The sequence below is a fragment of the Bradyrhizobium sp. CCBAU 53340 genome (assembly GCF_015291645.1).
Lineage (GTDB): Bacteria > Pseudomonadota > Alphaproteobacteria > Rhizobiales > Xanthobacteraceae > Bradyrhizobium.
On the sequence record NZ_CP030055.1, the window covers coordinates 5670546 to 5688692 of the forward strand.

General features: G+C 64.1%; 14 protein-coding genes. 7 read left to right on the forward strand and 7 right to left on the reverse strand.

The window, feature by feature from the left end; all coding sequences use genetic code 11:
- Positions 1 to 223: 223 nt before the first annotated feature.
- Positions 224 to 1801 (forward strand): fatty acid--CoA ligase, encoded by a 1578-nt coding sequence (locus XH89_RS26795; protein WP_194463369.1) that lies wholly within the window; start codon positions 224 to 226, stop codon positions 1799 to 1801.
- A gap of 165 nt (positions 1802 to 1966) precedes the next feature.
- Here the strand turns inward: XH89_RS26795 and XH89_RS26800 are convergent, their stop codons facing one another.
- Entirely contained in the window at positions 1967 to 3241 is a 1275-nt protein-coding gene (locus XH89_RS26800) for an acyl-CoA dehydrogenase family protein (protein ID WP_194463370.1), read from the reverse strand.
- 213 nt (positions 3242 to 3454) lie between these two features.
- Between XH89_RS26800 and XH89_RS26805 the strand changes: the two genes are divergently transcribed.
- The gene (locus XH89_RS26805) at positions 3455 to 4234 is read left to right on the forward strand and encodes an enoyl-CoA hydratase-related protein (protein ID WP_194463371.1); all 780 of its coding nucleotides are present in this window, start codon (positions 3455 to 3457) and stop codon (positions 4232 to 4234) included.
- 165 nt (positions 4235 to 4399) lie between these two features.
- Here XH89_RS26805 and XH89_RS26810 read toward each other — a convergent pair whose 3' ends face one another.
- From XH89_RS26810 to XH89_RS26820, 3 genes are read right to left on the reverse strand one after another with little or no spacing between them, the layout of a single operon-like run.
- Positions 4400 to 4777 carry a DUF6285 domain-containing protein gene (locus XH89_RS26810; RefSeq protein ID WP_194463372.1) on the reverse strand — a complete coding sequence of 126 codons (378 nt, stop codon included), beginning with the start codon at positions 4775 to 4777 and terminating at the stop codon, positions 4400 to 4402.
- Between the two features lie 2 nt (positions 4778 to 4779).
- Positions 4780 to 5766 carry a phosphotransferase family protein gene (locus XH89_RS26815; RefSeq protein WP_194463373.1) on the reverse strand — a complete coding sequence of 329 codons (987 nt, stop codon included), beginning with the start codon at positions 5764 to 5766 and terminating at the stop codon, positions 4780 to 4782.
- Entirely contained in the window at positions 5763 to 6551 is a 789-nt protein-coding gene (locus XH89_RS26820; protein ID WP_194463374.1) for an enoyl-CoA hydratase/isomerase, read from the reverse strand. The genes XH89_RS26815 and XH89_RS26820 overlap by 4 nt, the downstream gene beginning before the upstream one ends.
- 166 nt (positions 6552 to 6717) lie before the next feature.
- Between XH89_RS26820 and XH89_RS26825 the strand changes: the two genes are divergently transcribed.
- From XH89_RS26825 to XH89_RS26835, 3 genes are all read left to right on the forward strand, one after another.
- Positions 6718 to 7497: an SDR family NAD(P)-dependent oxidoreductase gene (locus XH89_RS26825; RefSeq protein WP_194463375.1), complete on the forward strand. Its 780-nt coding sequence runs from the start codon at positions 6718 to 6720 to the stop codon at positions 7495 to 7497.
- Positions 7498 to 7528: 31 nt separating this feature from the next.
- Positions 7529 to 7909: a VOC family protein gene (locus XH89_RS26830; protein ID WP_194463376.1), complete on the forward strand. Its 381-nt coding sequence runs from the start codon at positions 7529 to 7531 to the stop codon at positions 7907 to 7909.
- 302 nt (positions 7910 to 8211) lie between these two features.
- A complete protein-coding gene (locus XH89_RS26835) occupies positions 8212 to 9489 on the forward strand; it encodes an acyl-CoA dehydrogenase family protein (RefSeq protein ID WP_035709193.1) in 1278 nt (425 codons plus the stop codon).
- Between the two features lie 172 nt (positions 9490 to 9661).
- Here XH89_RS26835 and yghU read toward each other — a convergent pair whose 3' ends face one another.
- Positions 9662 to 10543 carry a glutathione-dependent disulfide-bond oxidoreductase gene (gene yghU / locus XH89_RS26840; protein ID WP_194463377.1) on the reverse strand — a complete coding sequence of 294 codons (882 nt, stop codon included), beginning with the start codon at positions 10541 to 10543 and terminating at the stop codon, positions 9662 to 9664.
- 258 nt (positions 10544 to 10801) lie between these two features.
- Here yghU and XH89_RS26845 point away from each other — a divergent pair, with 258 nt between their 5' ends.
- Together XH89_RS26845 and XH89_RS26850 are read left to right on the forward strand one after the other, a co-directional pair.
- On the forward strand, positions 10802 to 11935 hold the full coding sequence (locus tag XH89_RS26845; protein WP_194463378.1) for a nitronate monooxygenase: 1134 nt from the start codon (positions 10802 to 10804) through the stop codon (positions 11933 to 11935).
- Between the two features lie 202 nt (positions 11936 to 12137).
- Positions 12138 to 13652 (forward strand): acetyl-CoA acetyltransferase, encoded by a 1515-nt coding sequence (locus XH89_RS26850; protein WP_194468642.1) that lies wholly within the window; start codon positions 12138 to 12140, stop codon positions 13650 to 13652.
- 103 nt (positions 13653 to 13755) lie between these two features.
- Here the strand turns inward: XH89_RS26850 and XH89_RS26855 are convergent, their stop codons facing one another.
- Together XH89_RS26855 and XH89_RS26860 are read right to left on the reverse strand one after the other, a co-directional pair.
- Positions 13756 to 14952 (reverse strand): efflux RND transporter periplasmic adaptor subunit, encoded by a 1197-nt coding sequence (locus XH89_RS26855; RefSeq protein ID WP_194463379.1) that lies wholly within the window; start codon positions 14950 to 14952, stop codon positions 13756 to 13758.
- Positions 14939 to 18118, reverse strand: a complete 3180-nt coding sequence (locus XH89_RS26860; protein ID WP_194463380.1) for an efflux RND transporter permease subunit — start codon at positions 18116 to 18118, stop codon at positions 14939 to 14941. Before XH89_RS26860 ends, XH89_RS26855 begins: the two co-directional genes overlap by 14 nt.
- Positions 18119 to 18147 lie beyond the last annotated feature (29 nt).

Here is an 18147-nt window from a genome sequence, read left to right on the forward strand (position 1 = left end):
ACTCGATCGTCGTCCCGGCGAAAGCCGGGACCCATAGCCACCGAATTGGATTTGGCGAAGACTGGCAATGATCAGTCTTCGCTAAATTGCGTTTAGTGGTTATGGGTCCCGGCTTTTCGCCGGGACGACATTCGTGAAACGCTCGCGCCCCTCCTCTATCTTGTCTTCGCCCACGGATGACGCCACACTCCACCGCACAAAAACAAAACGCTACGGGAGAGACATGTCCACACAGCCATTGGCTGATCTCGCCGACATGGTGCGCGAGCGCGCGGCGAGCCGCGGCAACGCGATCGCTTTCGAGTTCGAGGGCCGCGTCACCAGCTTTGCCGAGTTCGACGTCAAGACCAACAAGGTCGCCAACGCGCTCTTCGCGATGGGCGTGACGAAAGGCGACCGCATCGCCTATCTCGGCAAGAACAGCGACCTCTATTTCGAGCTGCTGATGGGCGCGATGAAGGCCGGCGTGGTGATGGCGCCGGTGAACTGGCGGCTCGCCGGGCCCGAGGTCGCCTTTATCGTTTCGGATTGCGGGGCGCCGGTGCTGTTCGTCGGACCGGAATTCATCACGCTCGCTCGCCAGATCAGGGACCGGCTGCCCGGCGTGCGCACCATCATCACGACCGAAGGCGGCGCCCCGGAGTGGCAGGATTTTGCGGCCTGGCGCGATGCGCAGAGCGACGACGATCCCAGAGTGCCGGTTGACACCAAGGACATCGCGATCCAGCTCTACACGTCGGGCACGACGGGCAAGCCGAAGGGCGCGATGCTGAGCCACGCGAGCTTCCTCAACCTCGTGCAAACGGGCAATGCCGAGGACAAGCCGGAGTGGAACCGGTGGTCGACCGATGACGTCTCGCTGGTGGCAATGCCGATCTTCCATATCGGCGGCTCCGGCTGGGGCGTGATGGGGCTTTATCACGGTGCTCGCGGCGTCATCGCGCGCGAGTTCGATCCGACCAAGGTGCTGGATTTCTTCGAGCAGTCGGGCATCACAAAGCTGTTCATGGTGCCGGCGGCGATGCAATTCGTGGTGCGGCAGCCGCGCGCGAAGACGGTCGATTTCTCCCGGCTGAAATACATGCTGTACGGCGCCTCGCCGATTCCAGCGGCGCTGCTGAAGGAATGCATCGAGGTCTTCAAATGCGGCTTCGTGCAGATGTACGGCATGACCGAGACAACGGGCACCATCGTCGCGCTGCCGCCCGAGGATCATGTCGAGGGGCTGGAGCGGATGCGCTCGGCCGGCAAGGCGCTGCCGGGCGTCGAGCTCGCGATTTTGGATGTGGACGGCAAACCGCTGCCGCCGCGCCAGGTCGGCGAGATCGCGACGCGCTCGGGCTCCAATATGGCGGGTTACTGGAATTTGCCCGAAGCGACCGCCGCGACGCTGCGCGGCGATGGCTGGCTGCGCACCGGTGATGCCGGCTTCATGGACGAGGACGGCTATCTGTATATCCACGACCGCATCAAGGACATGATCATCTCCGGCGGTGAGAACATCTACCCCGCCGAAGTCGAGAGCGCGCTGTGCGATCACCCCGACGTCGCCGAAGCTGCCGTGATCGGCGTGCCCGACGATAAATGGGGCGAGGCGGTGAAGGCCGTCGTGGTGATGAAGCCCGGCAAACAGGCGAGCGCCACCGACATCATCAACTTCACCCGCGAGCGTATTGCCGGCTATAAGACGCCGAAGAGCGTGGAGTTCTTGCCGGCGCTGCCGCGCAATCCGAGCGGCAAGATTCTGCGGCGGCAGTTGCGCGAGCCGTATTGGGCGGGGAAGGATCGGCGGGTGAATTGATTCCGCTCTATCCGCGTCGTCGTCCCGGCGAAGGCCGGGACCCATAGCCACAAGATTGAGTTTGGCGAAAATTCGGAGTTGCCATCTCGCGCAACGACTCCTCCCTGGGGTGATGGGTCCCGGCCTTCGCCGGGACCACTCGGGGAGAGAGAGCGCGGCGCAAGCCTAATGCTTCCCCGGCCCCATATATCCAAACAGGAACCCCGCAACCTTGCGCATCTGGATCTCCTCGCTGCCTTCGGTGATGCGATAGCGGCGGTGGTGGCGGTAGATGTGCTCGAATGGCTTGTGGCGTGAGTAGCCCATGCCACCATGGACCTGCATGGCGCGGTCGGCGGATTCGCAGCAGAGGCGGTTTGCCCAGTAGTTGCACATCGAGACGCGGTCGGAGAGCGTGCGCTCGATCTGCTCCTCGGTGAGCTGGTCCATCTCCCAGGCGGTCTTGCGGATCAACAGACGCAGCATCTCGGCTTGCGTCGCGAGCTCCACCAGCGGGAACTGGATCGCCTGGTTCTCGGCGAGCGCCCTGCCGAACGGCTTTCGCTCGCGAGCGTATTTGACGCTCTCGTTGATGCAATAGACGGCGGCGCCGAGCGAGCTCGCGGCCTGGCGGATGCGGTTCTGATGGACAAAGCACTGCGCCAGCGACAGGCCGCGGCCGACCTCGCCAAACTGGGCATCCTCGGGCACGAACACGTCGGTGAAGCTGACGCGCGGATGGTCGGTCGGCATGTTGAAGGTCCACATATACTCTTCAACCTTCACGCCGTGGCTCTTGGCCGGCACCAGGAAGCAGGTGATACCGCGGGCATCGCCGTCATTGCCCGAGGTACGCGCGAACAGCGCGCAATGCGTTGCCACATGCATGCCTGTGGTCCACATCTTCTCGCCGTTGATGATCCAGCCCTTGACGTTGTCTCTGACAGCAGGCACCGCACGCGTCTCCATGTGGGTCGCGTCCGAGCCGTGATGCGGCTCGGTGAGGCCAAAGGTGATGCGGTACTTGCCCTTGATCGAGCCGTCGATCATCGCCTTCTGGTCGTCACGGCCGTAGCGGTCGAGCATGGTGACGACGGGGAAATTGCCGACGATCGAGTGCTCGTTCTGCAGGTCGTTGTGCAGGCCGAGCCCCTTTGCGGCAAAATGCTCGCGGATCACGGCCATCCAGAGGTTGGAGCCGTCCTTGCCGCCATATTGCTTGGGCACCGGAAAGCGCAGATGACCGGCGGCGTCCGCGAGATCCTTGGCCTTGCGCAGCAGCGCTTCCCATTCATGACGCGGCAGGCCGCCGTTCTCGAAATCGGTGCGCGCCCATTCGCGGCGATGATCGAAGAAGCGGATGTTGTCGTCGGCCTCCTCCAGCGGCTTGATCTTGCGCTCAATGAAGCGATCGAGTTCTCCGAGATAGGCGACGAGGTCGGCAGGCAATGAGAAATCCACAGGTTCTCTCCCGGATTGATCTTATCGTTTTGCGTTAAGGCGCTAGGCGCATTCTTGCTTGGCTCGATTAAGGTGAGAAGAGCACGCGCAAGTCAAGCAAGCCGAGGCGCGTGAGAGGCGCAAGGCGCACCCGCGCAATTCGATGGTGCCGTGACGCCGGCGCGCGGTAGTATGACGGCAATAGTCCCTGGGGAGAAAATGCGGGAGCGCGCGATGGAGCTGAAATTCTCAAAGGTGGAACGCAAAGGGCCGATCACGGTCGTCACGCTGTCGCGGCCCGAAGTCTACAACGCGCTGCACACCGACGCGCATTTCGAGTTGCAAAAGGTGTTTGATGATTTCGCTGCCGATCCCGAGCAATGGGTCGCAATCGTTACAGGCGCCGGCGACAAGGCGTTCTGTGCCGGCAATGATCTGAAGTGGCAGGCGGCGGGCGGCAAGCGCGGCTGGGACAAAGGCGGCTTTGCCGGCCTTACCGCGCGCTTCGACTGCGACAAGCCGATCGTTGCCGCGGTGAATGGCGTTGCCATGGGCGGCGGCTTTGAAATTGCGCTGGCCTGCGATCTCATCATTGCCTCCGAGAATGCGACCTTCGCCTTGCCCGAACCGCGCGTCGGTCTTGCTGCGCTCGCCGGCGGCCTGCACCGCCTGCCGCGCCAGATCGGTCTCAAGCGCGCCATGGGCATGATCCTCACCGCACGCCATGTCAGCGCCAAGGAGGGCCAAGAGCTCGGCTTCGTCAACGAGGTGGTGCCGCAGGGCGAGGCACTCGCCGGCGCGCTGCGCTGGGCAGAGATGATTACCAAGAACTCGCCGATGTCGATCCGCGCCTCGAAGCAGGCGATCCAGAAAGGGCTCGGCGTTTCGCTGGAGCAGGCGATCGAGGAGCAACGGGAATATCCCGCGGTGAAGGCGATGGTCGCCTCGCAGGACTATATCGAGGGCCCGAAGGCGTTCTCGGAGAAGCGGCCGCCGAAATGGGTGGGGAAGTAGGGCGCGCCATTTTCGGGGCACGCCTGCCTCGAGATCTCAGCCGTCATGCCCCGCGAAGGCGGGGCATCCAGTACGCCGCGGCTTCTCGATCAAACCACAGCCGTCTCGGAGTGCTGGATCGCCCGCCTTCGCGGGCGATGACAGCGAATATGGAGTAAGACGTCCCTACCCGTCTCGCCCCAGCTCCCGCTTGTAAGAGGCGTAGTTCGGCTGATCGACGGCGAGCTTGTCCATCGTGGTCGCCCATAAATGCTCTGCAAGGCCGGGCGTTGTGAGATCCACCTCACCCTTGGTTATACGATCGGCGAGCGTGCGGTTGAGCTCGGTCACCGAACCGTCCATGCCGAGCAGCGCACGCAACCGCTCTACTTCTCTCGCATCACTCCCCTCCTCCTGTGTCAGCTGGCGCGTCACGAGATCGAGGATGTTGATCGCCACCCGCAGCTTGAACGATTGATGGCCCGAGATCAGCGGCGTGATGTCGTTGCGGAGGAAATCGGCGACTGCCTTGGTCAGCTCGATCGGCGTCGGTTCGTCCTGCATGGTCAACTCCCGCGCGGCGCGATCAGCCGCAACAGATCAATCTCGGTCTCGGACGCGCGACGACCGATCATCGCACGCTCCATGGAATGATCAGGCCCTTCGCGAAAACGCTGCATCATGCCGCCACACATGATGCCCCAGCGCAGCGTGCCCATCACTTCCCAGAATTTGACGCGTGCCGGATCGACCTTCCGCCCCGCCGCCTCATAGCCCGCGAACAGCTCCTCGCGCGAACCAAAGCCGCCGACGGGCTTGTCGATCTCGCCAAAGCGCCAGGAGTTGACGCAGACCCACCCGAGATCCTCCATGGGATCGCCGAGATGAGCGAGCTCCCAGTCCAGCACGGCACGGACGCCGTCGGCGCCGATGATGAGATTGCCGTTGCGGAAATCGCCATGCACCAGCGTCACTTCAGTCGACGGCCCGGGATCGTGGTCGCGCAGCCAGCGCAGCGCCAGCTCGAATACGGGCTTTGGCCAATTCAGGCTGCGATAGTCGCGGTCGAACTCGGCGATCTCCTGTGTCGCCGACCTGCTGCGCAACACGGGCAATTTGTCCTGAGGCAGCTTGTGCAACTCGGCAAGCACGCCACCGATCTGCCGTGCGAGAAGCGGTCGCGCCGCCGCGAATTCGTCATCGCGAAGAATCTTGCGGGCGATGGTTTCGCCCTCGACCCGCTGCATGATGAAGCCGATGCCAAGATCCTCGTCCGGCGTCAGCACATGCAGCACCCGCGGTGACGGCACGCCCGCCTCGTAGGCGAGCTGCATCAGCTGCGCTTCAGCTGCGAGACCCGCTGCGCGCGTCGGCGCTGCGCCATACCCCTTCGGCGAGCGGCGCAGGATCGCGCCGATCAGGCCGTCGGGATGGGTGATATCGAAACGCCAGGTCTCCTGGCTGGCGCCGCCCGACAGCTTTGCCGCGCCGGTGACGCCGGTCGCGCCGGGACACCAGCGCTGGACGCTGCGGGAAAGCTCTGCCTCGATCATTTGCCTTTGAACTGTGCGGGCCGCTTTTCCAGGAACGCACCGACGCCCTCCCGGAAATCTTGCGTGTCGCCGGCGCGGAGCTGGCACTGGAATTCGAGATTGAGCTGGTCCTCGAAGGAGTTTTCGGGGCTATCCCAATAGAGCTTGCGGATCAGCGACAGCGCCACCGTCGGGCCGCTGGCCAGCTCACGCGCAAGCTTCATCGCTTCTTCCATCAGCACGCCATCGTCATACACGCGGTTGACGAGGCCCCATTCCAGCGCCTTCTCCGCCGGCAGCCGCTCGCCCATGAGCGACAGCTCGATCGAGCGCGCCTTGCCGATCAGACGCGGCAACAGCCAGGTCGAGCCGCAATCCGGCACAAGGCCGATGCGGCGGAAGGCTTGCAGGAAATAGGACGAACGCGCGCACAGGATCATGTCGCCGAGCAGCGCGAAGCTCATGCCGGCGCCTGCCGCCGGTCCGTTCACCGCCGTGATGATGGGACAGTGCAGATTGCGGATACGGCGCAGGAAGGGATGAAAGCCAGTCTCCAGCGTCAGGCCGGCCTTGGTCTTCTTCGACTGGTTGTTTCGCCCTTGCAGATTCGCACCGGTGCAGAACGCGCGCCCCGCGCCCGTCAGCACGACACAGCGCACTTCATCCTTCCTCTCCTCGATCGCATCGAGCGCCTCGGCGAGCCCACCCAGCATATCCACGGAGACCGCGTTCATCACCTCCTGATGGTCGAGCTTGAGGATCGCAACCGAACCATCGAGATCGAGCGTGACGTGTTTGAACTGCATGGTTTCCTCGTCAGTTGCAGCCTGCATCAATTTCGCAGACCGGAATTCGTTTTGCCGGGGCGCATATTTGATTTTTGGCGCGGTCTTGTCCATGGTGATCGGAGCATAGCAAGCAATCTTGTGCGCAGCGGCTGATGAGCCCCGTGCCAAGAACAGGAAACGCGCCATGAACCTTTTCGACCTCACCGGCCGCGTTGCCGTGATCACCGGCGGCAATGGCGGCATCGGGCTCGGCATCGCGCAGGCGCTCGTCGGCCAGGGCTGCAATGTCTCGATCTGGGGCCGCAATGCTGACAAGAACAAGGCTGCTGCCGCGAGCATGGCGGGGCTATCAGGCAAGGTCGACACCCGCGTCTGCGACGTCACCGATCCCGCTTCCGTGAATGCAGCTATGAAGGCAACGCTCGACGTTTTCGGCCGGGTCGATGGCTGCTTCGCCAATGCCGGTATCGGCGGCGGTGGCCGCAGGTCCTTCATCGAGCGCACCGAGGCGGAATGGCACACAATGTTTGCGACCAATCTCGACGGCGTGTTCCACGCCTTCCAAGCGGCCGCCAAGCACATGACCGATCGCGCCAATGCCGGCGATCCCTTCGGCCGGCTGGTCGCAACTTCGAGCCTCGCTTCGATCTTCGGCACCGCGCGCAACGAGCATTACGCCGCAACCAAGGCCGCCATCAACGCTCTGGTACGCGCGCTCGGCGTCGAGCTCGCCCGCCACGGCGTCACCGCGAATGCGATCCTGCCCGGCTGGATCAAGAGCGACATGACGGCGGGTCTGATGGGCAATGAAAAGTTCGTCGCCAACGTGATGCCGCGGATTCCGATGCGGCGCTTCGGCGAGGCATCCGATTTCGGCGGCATTGCCGTGTACCTGATGAGCAAGGCGTCGTCGTATCACACAGCGGATACGTTCGTGATCGACGGCGGCTATACCGCGTTTTAAGTCTGGTAATCAGAACAGGAAGGGGCAAACGATGTTCTCGCACGTCATGATTGGCACCAACGACCTCGACAAGGCCAAGGCCTTCTACGACAGCCTGCTGAGCACGCTCGAAGTGCGGCCGGCGCGGGTCGATGGCCACCGCATCTTCTACATCACCAAGACCGGCGTGTTCTCGGTGTCGAAGCCGATCAACGGCGAGCCGGCAACGTGTGCGAACGGCGGCACCATCGGCTTTGCTGCCAATTCGCCCGAGCAGGTCGAGGCCTGGCATGCGGCCGGCATCGCGGCCGGAGGAAAGCCGATCGAGGATCCGCCCGGCATGCGCGAGGGTTCGGGCGTCAAGCTCTACCTCGCCTATTTGCGCGATCTCGACGGCAACAAGATCTGTGCGATGCATCGGATGCCGAACTGATTCAGCCGCAACCACCGCTGTCATGCCCCGGCTTGACCGGGGCATCCAGTACGCCGCGGCCCATCGGGTTCTATCGCTGCGGCCTCTGGAATACTGGATCGCCCGGTCTTCGCCGGGCGATGACAGCGGAGAGTGAGGCGCGCACCCGCTGCCTCCTCCGCCGCCATTCAAACAACATTTCAAACGCCCTCGCGATATTCCATCGCATGGCATGGCGCGCGCGGGAAAATACGCGCTCGCACTTTCGTGGCGCTGCGACTATTCTCCCGGCCAATACGATCTCTGACGTCCCGGGAGGAACAATGACAAAGCACACCTATATTCCCCGCACCACCAACTACACGCTCAATCCCGGCGATGAGCTCAATGATCTCAGGATGTCGGACCAGGTCCGGCCGCTCTACGATCACGTCAAGAAGTTCATCCGCGACACCGTCGAGCCGATGTCGATCGAATTCGCCAAGGCCGGCGAAGGCAAGGAGGATCGCTGGAGCTTTACGCCGAAGCAGCTCGAGGTGCTGGAGAAGGCCAAGAACAAGGCCAAGCAGGAAGGCCTCTGGAACTTCTTCCTGCCCGATGACGAGACCGGCCAGGGCCTGAAGAATCTCGACTACGCCTATATCGCCGCCGAGCTCGGCAAGAGCCCGCTGGCCTCTGAGACCATGAACTGCTCGGCGCCCGACACCGGCAACATGGAGGTGCTGGAGCGCGTCGGCACCAAGGAGCAGAAGGAGAAGTGGCTGAAGCCGCTGCTCAACGGCGAGATCCGCTCCGCCTATGTCATGACCGAGCCGAACGTCGCCTCCTCCGATGCCAAGAACATCTCGACCACCGCAAAGCTCGTCGGCGACGAATGGGTCATCAACGGCGAGAAGTATTACATCTCCGGTCTCGGCGATCCCCGCTGCAAGATCCTCATCGTGATGGTGAAGACCAATCCCGACGCGGCGCCGAGCAAGCAGCAGTCGCAGATTCTGGTGCCGCGCGACACGCCCGGCGTCGAAGTGCTCGGGCCCATGTACGTGTTCGGTCAGGACCACGCGCCGCGCGGCCACATGCATATGCGCTTCAACAATGTGCGCGTGCCGAAGGAGAACATGCTGCTCGGCGAAGGCCGCGGCTTCGAGATCTCGCAGCTCCGCTTAGGGCCGGGCCGCATCCATCACTGCATGCGCACCATCGGCAAGGCCGAGAAGGCGCTCGATTTGATGGTGCAGCGTGGCCTCACCCGCGAAGCCTTCGGCAAGAAGATCGCCCATCTCGGCGGCAACATGCAGATCATCGCGCAGGCCCGCTGCGAGATCGAGGCGATGCGGCTGATGGTGCTGAAGGCCGCCAAGGCCATGGATGTGCTCGGCAACAAGGAAGCCCGCGTCTGGGTCTCCATGGTCAAGGCCATGGTGCCCGAGCGCGCCTGCAAGATCATCGATCAGGCAATCCAGATGCACGGCGCCACCGGCATCTCGCACTGGACCCCACTCGCGGAAATGTACCAGGACGTCCGGCACCTGCGCTTCGCCGATGGTCCGGACGAGGTACACTGGATGGTGGTCGGCCGCCACGAACTGAGCATGGCGTGAAGGTCTCTGCTCTTCCCACTCGGGAAGAGCCGTAGGGTGGGCAAAGGCGCGCACTTCGCGCGCCGTGCCCACCATCCTGCCTAGGCGAGAGGTGGTGGGCACGCTTCCGCCTTCGCTCTTCGAGTGAGCTACGGCGGACAAGTCGCTTTGCCCACCCTACGAGATCTGCGAGTTAGGCAGTCTTCGCGGCCTCAATCTTGTCCTGCGTCCTGGTCTCGAAGTCACTCGCGTCGTGCCGCTCGTGGAGCTGGCTGGCGGGATCGCCGGAGACGCGATTGACCATGCGGCCGCGCTTGACGGCGGGACGCTGCGCGATCTGGTCGGTCCAGCGCTGCACGTTCTTGTAATCCTGCACCGACAAGAATTCGCCGGCGCCGTAGACCAGCCCCTTGGCGAGCGCGCCGTACCAGGGCCACACGGCAATATCGGCGATGGTGTACTCCTTGCCCGCGAGATATTCGTGATCGGCGAGGCGACGGTCGAGCACATCGAGCTGACGCTTGGTCTCCATCGCGAAGCGGTCGATGGCGTATTCGATTTTGAACGGCGCGTAGGCGTAGAAGTGGCCGAAGCCGCCGCCGAGATAGGGCGCGCTGCCCATCTGCCAGAACAGCCAGGACATCGCCTCTGTGCGGGTCTTGATATCCTTGGGCAGGAAGGCACCGAACTTCTCGGCCAAATAGAACAGGATCGAGCCGGACTCGAACACCCGGATAGGCTCCGGACCCGAGCGATCCATCAGTGCCGGAATTTTCGAGTTCGGGTTGATGTCGACAAAACCGCTGCCGAACTGGTCGCCATTGCCTATTCTGATCAGCCAGGCGTCGTATTCGGCGCCCTTGTGGCCCAGCGCCAGAAGCTCCTCCAGCATCACCGTGACCTTCACCCCGTTCGGCGTCGCCAGGGAATAAAGCTGCAGCGGGTGCTTGCCGACGGGCAGCTCCTTGTCGTGGGTGGGGCCAGCGATCGGCCGGTTGATGCTGGCGAATTGGCCGCCATTCTCCTTGTCCCAGGTCCAGACTTTGGGCGGCACGTAAGCGGGGGCGTCGGTCATGCGAGGGCTCCGGCGGAAAGATGCGTGTGCATTAATTAGCCCGCGCATGGCCGATGGCAAGCCCCGCCCGCTCTGCGTCCGGCGCGGGCCTGAGGCCGGCGTCATGCATTCGGTGAACCTCGCTCGACAGCGCATCGGTGCGGCCGGGATGGCCCATCGCACCACGTGACGCCTGCACGCAAGATGCGCGCGGGAATCCGGCATGGCATCGCACATGACGATGGGCGCAGCCGCGTCGAGACCCGCCGGGAGAGAACCATGAAATCGCCGATCTGCGACATGCTGGGAATCGAGTTCCCCCTGCTCGCCTTCAGCCATTGCCGCGATGTGGTCGCGGCCGTGAGCCGCGCCGGCGGCTTCGGCGTGCTGGGCGCCACCGTGCACACACCTGACACGCTCGAACGGGAACTGAAATGGATCGACGATCACGTCGACGGCAAGCCCTACGGCATCGACGTGCTGATCCCGGAAAACATCTCCACCGCAGGCGAGAAGCACGTCACCTGGAAGAGCCTGGAAGCGCGCGTACCGCAGCAGCACCGCGCCTACACGCGCGACCTCCTGAAGAAATACGATATCGAGCTGACGACGACAGAGGTGGACGACAACCAGCCCCAACCGTTCGACGCCGAGACCGCGCTGGAGCTGCTAAAAGTCTCTTTCAATCATCCGATCCGCCTGATCGCGAATGCGCTCGGCGTGCCGCCGAAGGCGATGATCGAGATGGGCAGGAAACACAACGTGCCCGTCGCCGCGCTCGTCGGCGCCAAGGAGCACGCGCTGCGCCAGGTCGCGGCCGGCGTTGACATCCTCGTGGTGCAGGGCACCGAAGCCGGCGGCCATTGCGGCGAGGTCTCGACCATGGTGCTGGTGCCGGAGGTGATCAAGGCGATCAAGAAGGTCCGCGACGTGCCGGTGCTGGCGGCCGGTGGCATCATGACGGGCCGGCAGATGGCGGCCTGCATGGCGATGGGTGCGGCCGGCGCGTGGACCGGCTCGGTGTGGCTGGCGACGGTCGAATCGGAGACCAGCGAAATCTTTCGCGAGAAGATGATCGCGGCCTCATCGCGCGATGCGATCCGCTCGAAGGGGCGCACCGGCAAGCCGGCGCGGCAGCTGCGCTCGGTCTGGACCGATGCCTGGGATCGCGCGCCGGAAAGCCCCGGCGCGCTGCCGATGCCGCTGCAGAGCATCGTCAGCCGCGACGCCTTCCACGCGATCGACCGCGCGGCGGCCGCCGGCAACGCCAAGGCGCGCGACCTCGTCAGCTATTTCGTCGGCCAGGGTGTCGGATTGATCGACAGTGTGAAATCGGCCGGCGCCGTGGTGCAGGAGTTCAAGGAGGAGTTCGCCGAAGCCGTCGAGCACATGAACGCGCTGGTCGCGGAGTGAGCGCCGTGTGGCTGGATTCGAGTTCGCGGCCCATCCTTCGAGGCTTGCCCGACGGCGCGTTGCGCCGCCGACCTCGCACCTCAGGATGACGCTGTCCCCGTAGCCGTCATCCTGAGGTGCGAGCAGCACGGTGCGCAGCACCGCGCAGCGAGCCTCGAAGGACGACGGCGTGCTACGGATTTTGAGAGTGAAGCAAGAAGAAATGACCAAGACCAACATCCCCGAAGACCGCATCCCCGTCATCGTCGGCATCGGCGAGATCGTCGACCGCCCCAAGGAGATCGCCGAGGGCCTCGAGCCCCTCGACCTGCTCGAACAGGCCTTGCGGCGGGCCGAGGCTGACGCCGGCGCAAAGCTGCTTGGCGAGATCCGGTCGCTCGACGTCGTCAACTTCCTGAGCTGGCGCTATCGCGATCCGGAGAAGCTGCTGGCGCAGCGCCTCGGCGTCTCGCCGACGCATTGCTATTACGGCCCGGTCGGCGGTGAGAGCCCGATCCGCTACATCCACGAGGCGGCAAAGCGCATCGCGCGCGGGGAGTGCACCGTGGCGGCCGTCTGCGGCGCCGAAGCGCAATCGACTGCGACGAAAGCCGATCGCGCCGGCGTCAAGCTGCCATGGACGCCGTTCGCGCATGATGTGGCGGAGCCCAAGCGCGGCGCCGCGTTTCAGAAACCGCTCGCCGTGAAGCTCGGCGTGTTCCGTCCTGTCACGGTCTATCCGTTCTACGAAGCTGCCTCCTCCGCGCATTGGGGCCAGACGCCGCGCGAGGCGATGGCAGAATCGGGAACGCTGTGGTCGCGCTATTCGGACGCCGCCGCGCAAAATCCCAATGCCTGGCTGAAGCGGCGCTATGCCCCTGAGGAGATCACGACGCCGACGGCCGACAACCGGCTCATCGCCTGGCCCTACAACAAGCTGATGGTGGCCAACCCCAGCGTCAACATGGGCGCCGCGCTGTTGCTCACCAGCCTTGCCAAGGCGCGCGCGCTCGGCGTCGCGGACGACAGGCTGGTGTATCCGCTCGGCGGCGCGTCTGCCGAGGAGCCGCCTGATTACCTCTTGCGCGACCAGTTCTACGAGAGCCATCCGCAGAATGCGGTGCTGAAGGCCGCGATGAATCTCGCCGGCGGGGACGGAAAACAGTTCGACGCGATCGAGCTCTATAGCTGCTTCCCCTGCGTGCCAAAAATGGCGCGACGGACGCTGGGCCTTTCCGCCGACGTGCAGCCCACCGTAACCGGCGGCCTCACTTTCTTCGGTGCGCCGCTCAACACCTACATGACGCATGCGGCCTGCGCGATGGTGCGTCGGATTCGCGATGGCGCCGGACTTGGCCTGCTCTACGGCCAGGGCGGCTTCGTCACCAAGCATCATGCGTTGGTCGTCTCCAAGACGCCGCCGCGCGAGGCGCTGGCGCAGGAGACGAGCGTGCAAGGAGAGGCTGACCGCAACAAGCGCGCCGTTCCGGAATTCATCACGGAGATCTCGGGCAAGGGTAAGGTCGAGAGCTTTACGGTGCTCTATGGCCGTGGCGGCGATGTCGAGCACGGCGTGGTGATGCTGCGCACGGAGGATGGCCGGCGCACGCTGGCACGGATTCCGGCGAGCGATAGTGCAACGCTAGGGCATTTGCTGAACATGGATCGCACGCCGGTGGGCTCGCTCGGCGAGATCACGATGGCTGCGGATGGCGTGCCGGAGTGGCGGGTGGCGTAGCTCTTGTAGGGTGGGCAAAGCGAAGCGTGCCCACGTTTTGCTTATTTGATGAAAAGACGTGGGCACGGCGCAAGAGCGCCTTTGCCCCCCTACAAGACCGAACCTAGCTCTTCGGCGGCTGCTTCTCCGACGCGGTCGCCGGCTTGCCGCCGGCGCCGACGACGCGCACCTGATCGCCGTCGGACAGGCCGTCCGGCGGGGCGGTGATGATGCGGTCATCTGCTGCAATCCCCGAGGCAAGCTCGATCTCGCGGCCAAGATCACGGGCGATGGTCACGGTCTTGAACTGCACCTTGTCGTCGGCGCCTACGGTCGCGACGCGCAGGCCGCTGCCGTTGAAGATCAGGGCGCTGGCGGGAATGCTGAGCGGCGCGGAATCGCGCTGGAGGCTCAGCTTGACACTGGCATAGCCGCCCGGCATCAGCTCGCCGCTCGAATTGTCGAGGCCAAGCTGCATGCGCGTAGTCCCCGAGGCGACATCGACGGCCTGAGAGGACGCCTCCACCGTGGCCTGGAAAGTCCGGTTCGGATATTCCGGCAGCGAAATGGTGGCCTTGGCACCGAGCTTGATCGCCGGCACGTAGTTCTGTGGCACGTTGACGTAGACGCGCAGCTTGGTGATATCGGAAACCACGAACATCGCCGGGCCCGAGCTGCCGCCGGCGTTGATCAGCGCGCCGACGTCGGTGTCGCGCGCGGTCACCACGCCGTCGAACGGCGCGGTGATCTTCTTATAACCGGCGAGCGCCTCAAGCCGCTCGACATTGGCCTGGCCGGACTTGACGGCGGCGTTCTTGTTGGAGAGATCGGCGCTGCGTTCGTCGATTTCCTGCGCCGAGACGAAATTGGAGGCGACCAGCGTCTTGCGCCGGTTCAGCGTGGCTTCCGACAGCCTGGCGCTCGCCTGCTGGCTGGCGAGATCGGCGCGGGCCTGCAGAAGCTGCTGGTCGAGATCGGGCGCCTCGATCTCGGCGATCACCTGCCCTGCTTTGACGCGGGCGCCGATGTCCGCACTCCAGCCCTTGAGATAGCCGGAGACGCGCGCGAAGATCGGCGCGCGGTAATAGGCCTCGAGCCGGCCCGGCAGATCGATGGTGGCGTTCAGGGTCTTGGCGTTCGGCAGCGTCACCGCCACGCTTGGAATGGCCTGGTCGTCGGTCCATTCCTTCAGCTTGGAGTCCTGCTCCTCGCGAGCGCGGATGCCGGAGCCGACCACGAGGCCCGCCGCGATCAGCGCCGCCACGCCGAAAATGCCCAATTTCCGGTGCGACACCGGGGAGCGGGGTTCAGTGGGCAACATGCGGAGTCTCCAAAGGGGCGGCGGCTTTGGCGCCTTGTTTCTTGTGTACCATGCTGAACACCACAGGAACAAACATCAGCGTGGCGAAGGTTGCAAAGATCAGGCCGCCGATCACGGCGCGGCCGAGCGGCGCATTCTGCTCGCCGCCCTCCCCTAACCCCAATGCCATTGGCGCCATGCCGATGATCATGGCGAGCGCGGTCATCAGCACCGGGCGGAAGCGGACGAAGCCAGCCTCGAGCGCCGCCGCGATGGGGTCGCCGAGCTCCTCATAGCGCTCGCGTGCGAACGAGATCACGAGCACGCTGTTGGCGGTGGCGACGCCCATGCACATGATGGCGCCGGTCAGCGCCGGCACCGACAGCGTGGTCTGTGTCGTGAACAGCATCCAGACGATGCCGGCGAGCGCGGCCGGCAGCGCCGTGATGATCACGAAAGGATCGGACCAGGACTGGAAGTTCACGACGATCAGGAAGTAGATCAGCACGACGGCCCCTAACAGGCCGAACAAGAGACCCGTGAAGGCGCTATTCATGGTCTGCACCTGACCGAGCAGCACCACAGAGGAGCCTTTCGGCACCTCCTTGGCAGTATCGGCGATCAGCTGACGGATGTCGGCGGATACCGCACCGAGATCGCGGCCCGAGGTGGTCGCAAAGATCTGAACCATGGACTGGATATCGTATTGCGACACCACCGCGCTCGACACTGAACGCTTGATGTCGGCGATGCCGCCGAGGATCGGCGACTGCGAATTGCCTGATGCGGTAATCGGCAGTGTCTGCAGCGCGCTGAGCGAGTCGATCTGGTATTGCGGTGTCTGCATCACGATCGAATAGGACACGCCGTTGTCAGGGTTGAGATAGTAGGTCGGCGCGACCTGCGAGGAGCCAGCAAGATTGACCACAAGGCTGTTGGTGACGTCGCGCTCGGTCAGGCCGACATATTGCGCGCGGGTCCGGTCGACGTCGATGTTGAAGGTCGGGTTGCTCGGCGATTGCTGGATGCGTGCATCGGCAACACCCGGAATCCGGCGGACCTTGGCCAGCAGATCGTTGGCGTAAGCGAAGTTCGCGCCGAGATTGGCACCGCGGATCTGCAGGTCGATCGGCGCCGGCGCACCGAAATTCAGGATCTGGCTGACGATGTCGGCGGGCAGGAACGCGAAGCTGACGCCTGGAAACATGCGCGGCAATTGCTCGCGCAACACGCGCACATGCTCCTCGGTCGGCTTGTGGCCTTCCCTGAGCTTGATCTGGATGTCACCGTCCTGTGGACCGATCACACCGGTGTTGTTGTAGGTCATGTTGATGCCGGAAATCGGCATGCCGATATTGTCGGTCATGGTCTCGATCTCGCCCGGAATCAGCTTGCGCACCGCCTTCTGCACGTCGGCAAGCTGGTTGGCGGTCTCCTCGACGCGGGTGCCGACCTGGGTGCGGACATGCATCAGGATGTTGCCGGCATCGACCGCGGGGAAGAAGTTGCGGCCCAGGAACGGCACCAGCGCGAAGGACGCGCCGACCACGCAGAGGAAGCCGACGACGAACACCATGCGATGCGCCAGCGCGAGGCCCAGGAGGTTGTGATAGAAGCCGCGAATGCGCTCGAAACGCTTCTCGAAACCGCGCTGGAACCAGACGAGCGGATTGCGCGACTTCGGCGGCTCGCCCTCGTGATGGACATGCGCGTGCAGCAGATAGTTCGCCATGGTCGGCACCAGCGTGCGCGACAGGATGAACGACCACATCATCGCGAACATCACCGCTTCCGCCATCGGCACGAACAGGAAGCGCGCGACGCCGGTGAGGAAGAACATCGGCACGAACACGATGCAGATACAGAGCAGCGAGACGAAGGCCGGCGTCACGATCTGGTTGGCGCCGTCGAGGATCGACTGCTCGACCGGCTTGCCCTGCTCGAGATGGTAATTGATGTTCTCGATGGTCACCGTGGCGTCGTCGACGAGGATGCCGACCGCGAGCGCGAGACCGCCGAGCGTCATGATGTTCAGCGTCTCACCGATCGCCGACAGCATGATGATGGCGCCGAGCACGGAGAGCGGGATGGAGACCGCGATGATGACCGTCGATCGCCAGCTGCCGAGGAACAAAAGGATCATGACGCTGGTGAGCAGCGCTGCGATGACACCCTCGAAGGCGACGCCCTCGATCGCGCCGCGGACGAACACCGACTGGTCGCCGATGAAGCCGATCTTCAGCGCATCCGGCATCTGGTCCTTGACGTCGATCACCTTCTGCTTGATGCCGGCAATGATGTCGAGCGTCGAGGTCGCTCCCGCCTTCAGCACCATCATCAGCACCGAGCGGTTGCCGTCGACATGGACGATGTTGGTCTGCGGTGGATTGCCGTCCCTGACGGTTGCGACATCGCGGACATAGACCATCGCGCCGTTGACGGTCCTGATCGGCAAATTGCCGAGCTCGTCGATCTTCAGCGGCGAGTTGTTGAGCTGGATGTTGTACTCGAACTGGCCGATCTTCTGGGTGCCGACCGGCGTGATCAGGTTTTGCGCCGCCAGCGCATTGGCGACGTCCTGGCCCGATAGCCCGCGCGCCTGGAGCGCGGTCGGGTCGAGGTCGATCTGGACCTGGCGCAGCTTGCCGCCGAAGGGATACGGGATCGCGGCGCCCGGCACGGTGACCAGCGGCGTGCGGAGCTGGTTGATGCCGATGTCGGCAAGGTTCTGCTCGGTCAGGCCGTCACCGGACAGCGCGACCTGGATGATCGGCACGGTCGAAGCGGAGTAGTTTAGGATCAGGGGCGGCGTCGCGCCCGGCGGCATCTGCTTGATCAGCGTCTGCGAGATCGCGGTGACCTGCGCGTTCGCGGTGCGGATGTCGACGTTGGGCTGGAAGAAGATCTTGATGATACCAAAGCCGTTATAGGAATTGGCGGTGATGTGCTCGATGTCGTTGACGGTCGTCGTCAGCGCCCGCTGGAACGGCGTGGTGATGCGGCCGGACATCTGGTCGGGCGGCAGGCCCGTGTACTGCCAGACCACGCCGATGACGGGGATACGGATGTCCGGAAAGATGTCAGTCGGCGTCCGCAGTGCCGCCAGCGGTCCGATGATCAGAAGCAGGAGCGCCAGCACGACAAACGTGTAGGGCCGGCTCAGGGCAATGCGGACCAGAGCAATCATTCGTCAGGCAATTCCAAATACGGGGACAC